This window comes from Sphingomonas endophytica, assembly GCF_001476895.1.
Lineage (GTDB): Bacteria > Pseudomonadota > Alphaproteobacteria > Sphingomonadales > Sphingomonadaceae > Sphingomonas > Sphingomonas endophytica_A.
The window spans coordinates 1-12,670 of record NZ_LDTB01000018.1; the positions used below are offsets into that span (position 1 = coordinate 1).

The 12,670-nt window shown below is 67.9% G+C and carries 12 protein-coding genes, 2 pseudogenes and 2 riboswitches; of the genes and pseudogenes, 6 read left to right on the forward strand and 8 right to left on the reverse strand.

The window, feature by feature from the left end; translation table 11 throughout:
- Window positions 1-276: 276 nt before the first annotated feature.
- Window positions 277-381 (reverse strand): annotated as a pseudogene (locus tag NS334_RS17645) (translation initiation factor IF-2 associated domain-containing protein); the annotation flags it as partial.
- A 32-nt stretch (window positions 382-413) separates the two neighbouring features.
- Entirely contained in the window at window positions 414-1,124 is a 711-nt protein-coding gene (locus NS334_RS07075; RefSeq protein ID WP_058755276.1) for a DUF448 domain-containing protein, read from the reverse strand.
- 131 nt (window positions 1,125-1,255) lie between these two features.
- Here NS334_RS07075 and NS334_RS07080 point away from each other — a divergent pair.
- A pseudogene (locus tag NS334_RS07080) lies at window positions 1,256-1,567 on the forward strand (GIY-YIG nuclease family protein).
- Window positions 1,568-1,655: 88 nt separating this feature from the next.
- Here NS334_RS07080 and NS334_RS07085 read toward each other — a convergent pair.
- Genes NS334_RS07085 through rimP form a run of 3 tightly spaced genes read right to left on the reverse strand, consistent with a single transcriptional unit; the run spans window position 1,656 to window position 4,077 of the window.
- Window positions 1,656-1,886, reverse strand: coding sequence for a tautomerase family protein (locus tag NS334_RS07085; protein ID WP_058755277.1), 231 nt, complete (start codon window positions 1,884-1,886; stop codon window positions 1,656-1,658).
- Complete coding sequence (gene nusA, locus NS334_RS07090; RefSeq protein ID WP_058755278.1) at window positions 1,886-3,505, reverse strand: transcription termination factor NusA; 1,620 nt, start codon at window positions 3,503-3,505, stop codon at window positions 1,886-1,888. Before nusA ends, NS334_RS07085 begins: the two co-directional genes overlap by 1 nt.
- Entirely contained in the window at window positions 3,505-4,077 is a 573-nt protein-coding gene (rimP, locus tag NS334_RS07095; protein ID WP_058755315.1) for a ribosome maturation protein RimP, read from the reverse strand. Before rimP ends, nusA begins: the two co-directional genes overlap by 1 nt.
- Before the next feature lie 229 nt (window positions 4,078-4,306).
- On the opposite strand from rimP, the gene NS334_RS07100 reads away from it, so the two are divergent.
- Window positions 4,307-5,512 (forward strand): PQQ-dependent sugar dehydrogenase, encoded by a 1,206-nt coding sequence (locus NS334_RS07100; RefSeq protein ID WP_083500309.1) that lies wholly within the window; start codon window positions 4,307-4,309, stop codon window positions 5,510-5,512.
- Between the two features lie 106 nt (window positions 5,513-5,618).
- On the forward strand, window positions 5,619-6,812 hold the full coding sequence (locus NS334_RS07105) for an MFS transporter (RefSeq protein ID WP_058755279.1): 1,194 nt from the start codon (window positions 5,619-5,621) through the stop codon (window positions 6,810-6,812).
- On the opposite strand, the gene NS334_RS07110 is transcribed toward NS334_RS07105, so the two are convergent.
- Window positions 6,805-7,068 carry a hypothetical protein gene (locus NS334_RS07110; protein WP_058755280.1) on the reverse strand — a complete coding sequence of 88 codons (264 nt, stop codon included), beginning with the start codon at window positions 7,066-7,068 and terminating at the stop codon, window positions 6,805-6,807. The two genes, NS334_RS07105 and NS334_RS07110, sit on opposite strands and share 8 nt — an antisense overlap.
- Before the next feature lie 115 nt (window positions 7,069-7,183).
- A riboswitch (glycine riboswitch) is annotated at window positions 7,184-7,286 on the forward strand.
- A riboswitch (glycine riboswitch) is annotated at window positions 7,287-7,391 on the forward strand.
- Between the two features lie 62 nt (window positions 7,392-7,453).
- Between NS334_RS07110 and gcvT the strand changes: the two genes are divergently transcribed.
- Both gcvT and gcvH read left to right on the forward strand, forming a co-directional pair.
- Entirely contained in the window at window positions 7,454-8,602 is a 1,149-nt protein-coding gene (gcvT, locus tag NS334_RS07115; RefSeq protein ID WP_058755317.1) for a glycine cleavage system aminomethyltransferase GcvT, read from the forward strand.
- A gap of 1 nt (window position 8,603) precedes the next feature.
- On the forward strand, window positions 8,604-8,975 hold the full coding sequence (gene gcvH / locus NS334_RS07120; RefSeq protein ID WP_058755281.1) for a glycine cleavage system protein GcvH: 372 nt from the start codon (window positions 8,604-8,606) through the stop codon (window positions 8,973-8,975).
- Window positions 8,976-9,016: 41 nt separating this feature from the next.
- Here the strand turns inward: gcvH and NS334_RS07125 are convergent, their stop codons facing one another.
- Complete coding sequence (locus NS334_RS07125) at window positions 9,017-10,777, reverse strand: acetolactate synthase 3 large subunit (RefSeq protein WP_058755282.1); 1,761 nt, start codon at window positions 10,775-10,777, stop codon at window positions 9,017-9,019.
- A gap of 88 nt (window positions 10,778-10,865) precedes the next feature.
- Window positions 10,866-11,783, reverse strand: a complete 918-nt coding sequence (gene miaA, locus NS334_RS07130; RefSeq protein ID WP_058755283.1) for a tRNA (adenosine(37)-N6)-dimethylallyltransferase MiaA — start codon at window positions 11,781-11,783, stop codon at window positions 10,866-10,868.
- On the opposite strand from miaA, the gene serB reads away from it, so the two are divergent.
- Complete coding sequence (gene serB, locus NS334_RS07135) at window positions 11,782-12,660, forward strand: phosphoserine phosphatase SerB (RefSeq protein WP_058755284.1); 879 nt, start codon at window positions 11,782-11,784, stop codon at window positions 12,658-12,660. The genes miaA and serB overlap by 2 nt on opposite strands.
- Window positions 12,661-12,670: the final 10 nt, after the last annotated feature.

Here is a 12,670-nt window from a genome sequence, read left to right on the forward strand (position 1 = left end):
TTGTTGAATTCGGTTCATTGTGTTAAGGCCTGTCAAGGGGGTTCGGCGTCCGGCAGCGCCGGGACGACCTTCACGGGCGTTGGACTGCACGAGGAGTGTGAGTGGAGTGGGCCGACAACGACAAGCTGAAACTCGGAATGCGGCCAGCCGCAGGGGCGGAAGCGCACGGTCGAGACCGGCAAGGTGAAGCAGAGCTTCAGCCACGGCCGTAGCAATACGGTGGTGGTCGAGGTGAAGCGTCGCCGCGTGCTCGGTCCGCAGGGTGGCGCGCCCGAGGCGACGCTTCACCTCGACCACCACCGTATTGCTACGGCCGTGGCTGAAGCTCTGCTTCACCTTGCCGGTCTCGACCGTGCGCTTCAGCCCCAGCGGCTGGCGCATTCCGAGTTTCGGCTTGTCGTTGTCGGTCTCGCTCACTCAAATTCCTCGTGCAGTCTCACGGCCGGTATGGTCGTCCCGGCGATGCCGGGCGCCGATGCGCCTTGCGCGGCCGTAGCGCAAGGTGCCGAATTCAGATCAGGGCCGATAAAGTGCAGCCAACGATCGAGCGCTTCGCTGAGTCGTTGTGCCGCAGCGCGGTCGATGACGCCGATGTGTACCACATTTTCGCGGCCCAGCGCCAACGACAATATGGGGCGCGGCACCGGCAGTGCCAAGCCCCTCAGGTCGGAACCTTCGCGGTCGGACCCGACGCGCCACGCCTGCGCCAGTTTCCGGCATCCGTCGTCGGAGGCATCGGCGGCATGATAAAGCGCGCGCAGCTTGCCCGAGCGGGCCGCGGTCTCGATCCGTTCGGAGCCGGTCAGCACCGTACCGCCGCGCGATTCGAGGCCGAGGCGGTCGAGGGCGTTGCGCTCCAGCGCGGCGGCGATCAGCGCGGGCAGATCGTCGGGGATGACGAACTCGCCGGTCTTGAACGCCCGTGCCAGCGCGCCGCGCAGCTTGCCCTTGGCGATCGCCGCTTCCAGTCCGGCGCGGGCGACGCCGATCCAGGCGCCGCGACCCGGTGCCTTGGCGCGCACGTCGGGGAGGACGCGACCGTCGGGAGCGAGCGCGAGCCGGATCAGCGCCGCCGGCGACGCGCGCTCGCGGGTGAGGATGCAGGAGCGTTCGGGTTCGGTCATGCGCCGTCTCTCGGAAAGGCGCCGTCACCCCGGATTTGTTCCGGGGTCCACGGTGCCGCAAGATCCAGCGCTGTCGGATTTGCGGATGGGTGGATGCCGGGACGCGCCCGGCATGACGAAGGAGGGGCGGTGTGAGAGAACGACAACCCTGCGTCTACATTCTGGCGAGCGGCCGGAACGGCACGCTGTACGTCGGTGTCACATCCAGCCTGATCGGAAGGGTCATGCAGCGCCGCGACGGAACGTTCGGTGGTTCTACCGAACAATATGCCGTGAAGCGCCTCGTCTGATATGAGGTGGTCGACACGATGGACGCCGCCATCGCTGCCGAAAAGCGCATCAAGAAGTGGCCGCGTGAATGGAAGCTCAACCTGATCGAGCGCGACAATCCGCACTGGGACGATCTCGCCGTAGCGCTCGGCCTGGACGCCACGCGCGTTTGATCGCCCTCGCGGCGAACAAGCGGTCGACGACTGCGGGACGACGGTGGATGCCGGAACAGGTCCGGCATGACGGTGGAGCGTCAGCGTCTCATCGCCGGGGTTCCGCATGAGCGTCTCCCCTGCCAGTGGCGCCGTCGCGGTCGGCGAGCAAGTGCCCGCCCGCGCCGTAATTCTCCGTCGACACTTCCTCGATCACGACCTGCACGACGGCCGGGCTCTTGCCCAGCCGCGTGACCAGCGAGGCCGTGACGTCGGCCACGATCCCCGCCTTCTGTTCGCGCGTCGCCGCGCCCGCCAGTCGGATCGATACGAACGGCATCAGGCGTCCTGATCCTCCGACGCCTGCTCGGCCGCCGGCTCGTCGTCGAACCAGTGCGCGCGCGCGGCCATGATGATCTCATTGCCCTGCTCATCGCTCAGCCCGTACTCGCCCAGCACGCCGCCCTTGTTCTCGGGGCGATCGTTGCGGCGCGGCGCGTCGTCGTTGCGGCGGCGCGGCTCGGCGCGCTTCTTCTCGACCAGCTCGTCGGTCGCCAGATCGGCGAGATCGTCGAGGGTCTTGATCCCCGCCTTGCCGAGCGTGACCAGCATCGCCTCGGTCAGATACGGCAGCTCGGCCAGCGCATCCTCGACGCCCAGCGCCTGGCGTTCCTCGCGGTTGGCCTGTTCGCGACGATCCAGCGCCTCCTGCGCGCGGCTCTGCAATTCCTGCGCGAGATCCTCGTCGAAGCCCTCGATGCCCGCCAGCTCGTCCAGCTCGACATAGGCGACCTCTTCCAGCGCGCCGAAGCCCTCAGCGACCAGCAGCTGCGCCAGCGTCTCGTCGACATCCAGTTCGTTCTGGAAGGTCTCGGAATTCTTGACGAACTCCTGCTGACGCTTCTCGCTGGCGTCGGTTTCGGTCAGGATGTCGATCGCCTTGGCGGTCAGCTGGCTGGCGAGGCGGACGTTCTGGCCGCGACGGCCGATCGCGAGGCTGAGCTGATCGTCGGGGACGACCACCTCGATGCGGTCCTCTTCCTCGTCGATCACGACGCGCGCGACGTTCGCCGGCTGGAGCGCGTTGACGACGAAGGTGGCGGTGTCGGGCGACCAGGGGATGATGTCGATCTTCTCGCCCTGCATCTCCTGCACGACCGCCTGCACGCGGCTGCCCTTCATGCCGACGCACGCGCCGACCGGATCGATCGACGAATCGTGGCTGATGACGCCGATCTTGGCGCGGCTGCCCGGATCGCGGGCCGCGGCCTTGATCTCGATGATGCCGTCGTAGATCTCGGGCACTTCCTGCGCGAACAGCTTCTTCATGAAGTCCGGGTGCGCGCGGCTGAGGAAGATCTGCGGCCCGCGATTCTCGCGCACCACCTTCAGGATCAGCGAGCGGATGCGGTCGTTGACGCGCACCACTTCGCGCGGGATCTGCTGATCGCGGCGGATGACGCCCTCGGCGCGGCCCAGGTCGACGACGATATGGCCGAACTCGACGCGCTTGACGACGCCGGTGATGATCTCACCCGCGCGCTCCTTGAACTCTTCATACTGGCGCTCGCGCTCGGCATCGCGGACCTTCTGGAAGATGGTCTGCTTGGCGGCCTGCGCCTGAATGCGGCCGAATTCGATCGGGGGCAGCGGATCGACCAGATAGTCGCCGACGCTCGCGCCCGGCTGCAGCTTCTGCGCGCCGTTGACGTCGACCTGCTTGTAGATGTCGTCGACCAGCTCGACCACCTCGACGACGCGCCACAGTCGCAGATCGCCGTTGTTCGGGTCCAGCTTCGCGCGAATGTCCATTTCCTGGCCGTAACGCGTGCGCGCGGCGCGCTGGATCGCGTCCTCCATCGCCTCGATGACGATCGCCTTGTCGATCATCTTCTCCGAAGCGACCGAATTGGCGATCGCGATCAGCTCCGCACGATTGGCGGTGACGCCGGTGGCCATCAGTGGGTTTCCTCTTCTGCGTCCGTGGACGTATCGTGAATCTCTTCGTCGGCGCCCTCCATCGAGAGCGGGACGGTGGCGTCGATCAGGCGATCGGTCAGCATCAGCTTGGCATCGGCGATCAGCGCGAAGGGCACATGTTCCAGCACGCCGGTGCGCGGGTGGCGGATCGCGATGTTGCCATCGGCGTCGATCCCTTCCAGATCGCCCTTGAACTGCTTCTGTCCGTCGACCGCCTCGGTCAGGACGATGCGCGCCTCATGGCCCGCCCAGTCGGTGAAATCCTGCGGGCGGGTGAGCGGGCGATCGATGCCGGGCGACGACACTTCCAGCCGGTACGCGCCCTCGATCGGATCCTGTCCGGCTTCCTCCAGCGCGTCGAGCTTGTCCGAGATGCGGCGCGACAATTCGGCGCAATCGTCGATGTTCAGCTGCCGCGTGTCGGGGCGCTCGGCCATGATCTGGAGCGTGCGCTCGTCGCCCTTGCCGAACAGGCGCACGCGCACCAGCGCGAAGCCGAGGGCCTTCGCCTCTGGCTCGATCAACCGGACGAGGGGAGTGATGTCGTTCAAATGCACCTTCCGCACATGCGTTTCTTGCCGCCGCGGAGCAGGCCCCGCAGCCCCTTGCACCTCACGATGTAAGAGAAAGCACGAGCGATATAGCGCCACCGTCGGTTGGCCGCAAGCGCGTTGCGTGCAGGGCGACGGCCGGCAGCAATCAGATGAAACGAACATGAGGGAACCATGAAGCTGACGCGTGCTTTGATCGCGCAATGTTCCCGTCCCCGGAGAGGACCACATGCTGACCCGTTTCGCGTTCGCCGCCGTTGCCCTGACCGCTGCCACCGCCTGCGGTGGGGAGGGTACCGCGGCGGCAACGCAGCCGGTCGCCGATGCGCCGGTCGCCCCAGCGCCGACACCGACGCCTACGCCCGGCCCGACCTTCCCGACCGGAACGCCGGTGGCCGGGACGCCCTTCGCCAGCGCGGTGATCGCCGACTTCGACGCGCCCTGGGCGATGACGTTCCTGCCCGATCGACGGATGCTGGTGACGGAGAAGGCCGGGCAGATGCTGCTGGTCGCCGCCGATGGTTCGTCGCGGCGGACGGTGGCGACGATCGACGTCGACTCGTCCGGACAGGGCGGGTTGATGGATGTCGTGCTCGCCCCCGACTTCGCGACCAGCAAGCGCGTCTATTTCAGCTATTCGGCGGCAGGGCAGGGCGGCAAGGGAGTCGTGCTGGCGCGCGGCACCTTGTCGGGCAACGCGGGGGCTGAGCAGTTGACGGCGATCGAGACACTGTACCGCGCCAGCCCGCTGGTCGATGGCGACGGGCATTATTCGGGCCGGATCGCTTTCTCGCCGGACGGCCAATATCTGTTCTTCACCAACGGCGACCGGCAGAAGTTCACGCCCGCGCAGGACAAGGGCGGGTCGCTCGGCAAGGTGCTGCGTCTGACCCCGGACGGCAAGGCGGCGGCGAACAATCCGTTGGCGGCGCAGGGCTTCCTGCCGGAGGTGTGGAGCTATGGTCACCGCAACCTGCTCGGCATCGCCTTCGACGCGCAGGGCAATCTCTGGGAGCAGGAGATGGGGCCGAAGGGCGGCGACGAGGTCAATCTGATCCTGCCCGGCCGCAATTACGGCTGGCCGAACGTGTCGAACGGCTCGAACTACGACGGCAGCGACATCCCCGATCACGCGCCGGGCGATGGCTATGAGGCGCCCAAGGTGTGGTGGAACCCGGTGATCTCGCCGGGCGGGCTGATGATCTATTCGGGCGACCTGTTCCCGCAATACAAGGGCGATGCGTTCATCGGCGGCCTGTCGTCCAAGTCGCTCGTGCGCGTCGACCTGAACGGCACCAACGCCAGCAAGGGCGATCAATGGTCGCTGGGCGAACGCATCCGCGAAGTGGAGCAGGGACCGGACGGCGCGATCTATGTGCTGGAGGACGGCGGCAGCTCCCCGGGGCGGCTGCGGCGGTTGACGCCGGCGGGATAACCGTCCGTCATTGCTTCGCTCGTAATGACGGTGGGAGGGTTGACGCTGCACTGCACAATCGCCAGCTAGGCGGTTCGCACAACCAGCAGACGTCCGGGGAAACCGTATGGCCACCGCCATTGCCGAGGTGCGCCGCGCGCCGGTCGGCCTGATCCATCTGTCGCTCGCGGTCGGCGGGTTCGCGATCGGGACGACCGAATTCGCGACGATGAGCCTGCTGCCCGACATGGCGCGTGACCTGGGCGTCGATGCACCAACGGCGGGGCACGTCATCAGCGCCTATGCGCTGGGCGTCGTCGTGGGCGCGCCGACTCTGGCGGTACTGGGCGCGCGAATGGCGCGGCGGCATCTGCTGATCGCGCTGATGACGCTGTTCGCGCTCGGCAATGGATTGTCGGCGCTCGCGCCCAGCTATGGCTGGATGATGCTGTTCCGCTTCATGGCCGGGCTGCCGCATGGCGCCTATTTCGGGATCGCGATGCTGGTCGCCGCCTCGCTGGTGGATCAGGGCAAGCGGACGCAGGCGGTGGCGCGCGTCATGCTGGGGCTGACGGTCGCGACGATCGTCGGCGTGCCGCTGGCCAATTTCATGGGGCAGCTGGTCGGGTGGCGGTCATGCTTCGTGGTGGTCGCCGGGCTGGCCGCGCTGACGGCCACGCTGGTCTTCGCCTTCGCCCCGCGCGATCGCGGCGATCCTTCCGCCAGTCCGTTGGCGGAACTCAGCGCGCTCAAGCGGCCGCAGGTCTGGCTGACGCTGGGCGTCGGTGCGATCGGCTTCGGCGGGTTGTTCGCGGTCTATACCTATCTGGCGGACACGATGGCGGCGGTGACACAGGTCGGGCCGCGCATGGTGCCGTTCGCGCTCGCCGCCTTCGGTGTCGGCATGACGGCCGGCAATCTGATCGTGCCGAAGTTCGCCGACCGCGCCCTCATGCCCACCGCCGCCGGCGTGCTGGTGTGGAGCCTGATCGCGCTGCTGCTGTGGCCGTTCGCCGCGCAGCACTTCGCGACCGTGATGGTGGCGATGGTCGCGATCGGGATCGGCGGGTCGCTCGGAACCGTGCTCCAGACGCGGCTGATGGACGTGGCGGGCGATGCGCAGGCACTGGCGGCGGCGCTCAACCATTCGGCGTTCAACACCGCCAATGCGCTAGGGCCGTGGCTGGGCGGAATGGCGATTGCGGGCGGATACGGCTGGACGTCGACCGGGCCGGTCGGCGCCGTTCTGGCCGTCGCCGGTCTGGCGGTGCTGGCGGCGTCGTGGCGGCTTCAGCGCCGCACCGACGCGCGCGCTACATGACGATGCCGGGCTTCGATTCGGACAGCGCCGCCAGCACCATCCGTTCCCAGACCGCGACATCGCCCGCCGCCGCCATCGCCGGGCTGGGCGCGCGCATGGTGTGGAGGACCGCCATCGCATCGTCGCGGTGATCCTTCCACTGCGCATCGACCTGCGCGCTGGCGGATTCGACCGTGCCATGGCCGTTGGCGCTGAGACTTTGCGCGGCCAGAACGCGCGCGATCCGTTCGACGAGCGGGGAGGTGGCGGTGTCCATATCTCTTCTCCTTCTCCGATGTCGCAAACGTTCCGCAGCCGTGACGGCTCCATTCATGATTGACTCCACGACCGGCAAGCGTAGAGGCGCGGAGGTCGATGCCGCGCAAGGGGCATGGGCCAGCGCGGGAGAGCGCGGCCGGCCTTCCAGGTCACCAGCCGCCGCCGAAGGAGCAACCACCCCGGAATCTCTCAGGCAGCAGGGACCGCGCCGGCCGATCGACACTCTGGAAAGCGGCGATGCGCCCCGGCGCCACGCCCACCGAAGGGGTAACTCGGGTGTGCCCGAGGAAAGCTCTCAGGTTCCGTGACAGAGGGGGACAATCGGATCGCCACCGGGCCGCGAGGCACCGTTGCGACCGGCCTCTTGCGACGGAAGACCGATGATGAGCGACGTTCCCGCCACCCATGAAGACGATGGTTTCGAGCCGCTCGAGATCCTGACGCTGCCGCTCGACGCCTGGCATCGTGCGAAGGGCGGGCGGATGGTGGAGTTCGCCGGCTATCACATGCCCGTCCAGTATGAGGGCATCATGGCCGAGCATCTCTGGACGCGGGAGAATGCCGGACTGTTCGATGTCAGCCACATGGGCCAGCTGTCGATCACCGGCGACAACGTCGCGACCGCGCTGGAGGCGTTGATGCCCGCCGCGATTGCCGACGCGCCGATGAACAAGGCGCGCTATTCGCTGCTGCTGAACGACGAGGGCGGCGTGCTCGACGACCTGATGCTGACGCCGCAAGCGGCGGATCGCATCTATATGGTCGTCAACGGCGCGACCAAATACGACGACGTCGCGCACATGATCGAGCATCTGCCCGACGACGTGACGCTCAACATGATGGAGGACCACGCGCTGCTGGCGGTGCAGGGGCCGAAGGCGGTCGAGGCGGTCGCGCGGCTGGTGCCCGGTGTCGAGGCGCTGACCTTCATGCAGGCGGGCGCGTTCGAGTGGAACGGCCATGATCTGTGGATCAGCCGCTCGGGCTACACCGGCGAGGACGGCGTCGAAATGTCGGTGCCCGCCGAGGCGGTCGAGGCGTTCGCCGAGGCGCTGGTCGCGCAGCCGGAGATCAAGCCGATCGGGCTGGGCGCGCGCGACTCGCTGCGGCTGGAAGCGGGCCTGCCGCTCTACGGCCACGACCTCGATCCCGCGATCACGCCGGTGCAGGCCGATCTGGGCTTCGCGCTGTTCAAGCGTCGCCGCGAGGCGGCCGACTTCCCCGGTGCCGCGCGCATCCTCGCCGAGCGCGAGAACGGCCCCGCCACCAAGCGCGTCGGCCTGCTGGTCGATGGGCGTCAGCCGGTGCGCGAGGGCGCGGATGTGGTGGACGCATCGGGCACGGTCGTCGGCCGCGTTACCAGCGGCGGCTTCGCGCCCAGCGTCGGCGCGCCGATCGCCATGGCCTATGTCCCGCTCGCCGATGCCGCCCCCGGCACCGTCGTCACCTTGTCGCAGCGTGGCAAGGCGCACCGCGCCACCGTCACCGCGATGCCCTTCGTTCCCCATCGCTACGTTCGCGGAGTTAAGTAAGATGAGCCGCTATTTCACCGAAGACCATGAGTGGATCGATGTCGACGGCGACACCGGCACGGTCGGCATCAGCGACTATGCGCAGGGCCAGCTGGGCGACATCGTGTTCGTCGAAGTGCCCGACGCCGGCCGCTCGCTGTCTAAGGGCGACGAGGCGGCGGTCGTCGAGAGCGTGAAGGCCGCGTCGGACGTCTATTCGCCCGTCTCCGGCACCGTGCTTGAGGGCAATCCGGCGCTGGTCGACGAACCGGCGCTGGTGAACAGCGATCCGGAAGGCGAGGGCTGGTTCTTCAAGCTGACGCTGTCGGACGTGTCGGAACTCGACGCGCTGATGGACGAAACCGCCTACGCCGCCTTCGTCGCGAAGCTCTGATCCCTGAAGTCCCCTCCCTTTCAAGGGAGGGGGAGGGTGCCTCACACCAGCGCCTTGGCCTCGTCGTCCATCGTGCCGCTGACCTCATTGGCCTGCAGGATCATGTCGGTGTGCGCGGCGCCCGACGGGATCATCGGGAAGCAATTGGCGAGCTTCGCCACCATGCAATCCACCATCACTGGCCCGTCATGCGCCAGCATCTCGGCGATCCCCGCCTCCAGCTGGTCGGGCCGCTCGATGCGGATACCCTTCCAGCCATACGCCTCGGCCAGCTTCACGAAATCGGGCAGCGAGTCCGAATAGCTTTCGGCATAGCGGCTCTCATAGGTCAGCTCCTGCCACTGGCGGACCATGCCCATGTACTCGTTGTTCAGGATGAACACCTTGACCGGCAGGCGATATTGCGTCGCCGTCGCCAGTTCCTGAATGTTCATCTGGATCGACGCTTCACCCGCGATGTCGATGACCAGCGCGTTCGGGTGGCCCAGCTGCGCGCCGATCGCGGCGGGCAGGCCGTAGCCCATCGTGCCGAGCCCGCCCGACGTGAGCCACTTGTTCGGCAGGTCGAAACCGAAATGCTGCGCGGCCCACATCTGGTGCTGGCCGACCTCGGTGGTGATGATCGGCTGGCGGTGATGCGTGGCGTCGTACAGCGCACGGATCGCGCGCTGCGGCATGATCTCGCCATTGTTCTCGTTCGGCCCCGTCTCCGGGAAGTCGAGGCACTTGACCGCGCGCCAGCCCTCGATGCGGCGCTGCCACTCGGTCGTGTCGGGCTTGGGATGCTGGCGTGCCTTCCACACCCGCACCATGTCCTCCATCGCGTGACCGGCGTCCGCAACGATGGCGAGATCGATCCGCACCGTCTTGTTGATGCTCGACCGGTCGATGTCGATATGCACCTTGCGGCTGTTCGGCGAGAAGGCGTCGAGGCGGCCCGTGACGCGGTCGTCGAAGCGCGATCCGATCGCGACGACCAGATCGGCCTGGTTCATCGCCATGTTCGCTTCATAGGTGCCGTGCATGCCCAGCATCCCTAGCCACAGCGGGCCGCTGGCCGGATAGGCACCCAGACCCATCAGCGTCGAGGTGACCGGCGCGCCGGTGATCCGCGCCAGTTCCTGCAACAGCTGCGACGCCGCCGGGCCGGAGTTGATGACCCCGCCGCCGGTGTACAGCACCGGGCGTTCGGCGGCCGCCAGCATGTCGACCACCTGCTCGATCGCGGCGCGGTCGGCCTTGATCTGCGGACGATATGTCTTGTGCTGGATCGGGCCGGGCTTGGTGTAGCGCGCGGTCGCAACCTGCACGTCCTTGGGAATGTCGACCACGACCGGGCCGGGGCGGCCCTGCGTCGCGATATGGAACGCCTCATGGATGACCGGACCCAGCCGCGCCGGGTCCTTCACCAGATAATTGTGCTTGGTGCAGTGGCGCGTGATGCCGACCGTGTCCGCCTCCTGAAAGGCGTCCGAGCCGATCAGCGCGGTCGGCACCTGTCCGGTGATGACGACCATCGGGATCGAGTCCAGCAGCGCGTCGGTGATGCCCGTGACGGCATTGGTCGCGCCGGGGCCGGAGGTGACGAGCACGACGCCCGGCTTGCCGGTCGACCGTGCATAGCCTTCCGCCGCATGGGTCGCGGCCTGTTCGTGGCGCACGAGGATGTGCCGGATCTTCTTCGACCGGAACAAGGCGTCGTAGATCGGCAGGACGGCACCGCCCGGATAGCCGAACACGACCTCCACGCCGAGATCGCACAGCGCCTCGACCAGGATGTCTGCTCCGCTCTTCTCGGTCACGTCACGTCTCCTCGAAAAAGAATGCCGGGCGTCCTTAGCCCGTCAGGTCGGCGCGCGCTACGGCATAGAAAGTTACGTGTCAAACGCTTTATGGGAAATAAAATTGCAAATCTGGCGCGGTGCAGCATTGCCATTCCTGGGGCAACTGGTTGCGGAACCACGTATATTGCCGCTTGGCATAACGTCGCGTCGCCAGTTGCGCGGCGGAAAGTGCTTCGTCGTGCGTCAGGGTGTCGGCCAGCAACGCCGCGATCTCCGGTACGCCGATCGCGCGTCGGACGGGGGCATCGGCGGGCACGTCGTCGCGCGCGACCAACGCCGCCACTTCCTCGATCGCCCCTTGCGCGAACATCGCCGCCAGCCGCGCGTCGCAGCGGGCGACCAGCGTTTCGCGATCCGGCAGCAGCACCAGCCCGCGCACCTGGAACCGCGCCGCGACCCCGCCGACCCGCTGCGCCTGCCATGCGGCGAGCGGTCGCCCCGTCGATCGCACCACCTCCAGCGCGCGCGCGACGCGGGTGGTGTCGCGCGGGTTCAGGCGCGCGGCGGCGTCGGGGTCTTCGCGGCAGAGCGCGTCATAGGTGTCCGCCACCGGCAGCGCACGGATCGCCGCGCGGATATCGGGGGCGATCTCCGGGACCGGCGCGATCCCGTCGAGCAGCGTGCGGATGTACAGTCCCGTTCCGCCGACGAGCACCGGCACCCGTCCGCTGGCGACCGCCGCCCTCACTTCCACGGCGGCCTCCGCCGCCCAGCGCGCCGCCGACCACGCCTCGGCGCCGTCGACATGACCGAACAGCCGGTGCGGCACGCGCGCTTCATCCTCCGCCGAAGGGCGCGCCGACAGCACGCGCAGGTCGCGATAGACCTGGCTGGCATCGGCGTTGATGACGACTCCGCCGACCCGTTCGGCCAGGTCGATCGCCAGCGCGCTCTTGCCGCTGGCGGTCGGCCCTGCGATGAGCGCCAGCCTCGGCAGGTCTTGTGGTTTCTCGGGGGTGAGCATGTTCACGGCGACGCTGATAGCAGCAGGGCGACTGACGCCCAACATCATGGCCGAGGCGCACGATCGGCTGGCGGCGGCGGGCTGCGCCCCGACGACGATGGCGTGGATCGATGATGGCGACGCCGCCGACTGGCAGTTCGAGCTGGCCCCCGCCGACGCCCGCGCCGCGCTGGAGGGCGCGTTCGAGCGCGTCGACGTGGTCGTGCAGCCGCGCGAGGGGCGTCGCAAGATGCTGCTCGTCGCCGATATGGATTCGACGATGATTACCGTCGAATGTATCGACGAACTCGCTGACTATGCCGGTCTGAAGCCCCGGATCGCCGCGATCACCGAGGCCGCGATGCGCGGCGAACTGGATTTCGAGGGTGCGCTGGATGCCCGCGTCGCGCTGCTTAAGGGTCTGGATTCGGGCGTGATCGACACCTGCCGGGCGGAGCGGGTGCGGATCATGCCGGGCGCACGCCAACTGGTCCGCACCATGCGCGGCTGGGGGGCGAGCGCGGTGCTGGTCTCGGGTGGTTTCACCCGCTTCGCGGAGCCGGTCGCGGCCGAAATCGGTTTCGACCGTGCGATCGCCAACGTACTGGAAATCGAGGGGAATGCGCTGTCGGGCACCGTCGCGCGTCCGATCGTCGGCGCGCAGACCAAGCGTGCTACGCTATTGGAATATCGTGAAAACCTCGGCCTCGCCGCGACGGCGACGCTGGCGGTCGGCGACGGCGCGAACGACCTGGCGATGATCGAGATCGCCGGGCTGGGTGTCGCCTATCACGCCAAGCCGATCGTCGCGGCGGCGGCGGCGGCGCGGATCGCGCATGGCGACCTGACCGCCTTGCTATGGGCGCAGGGCGTGCCGCGCGCCGAATGGGGCGCCTGACGCGCTATCG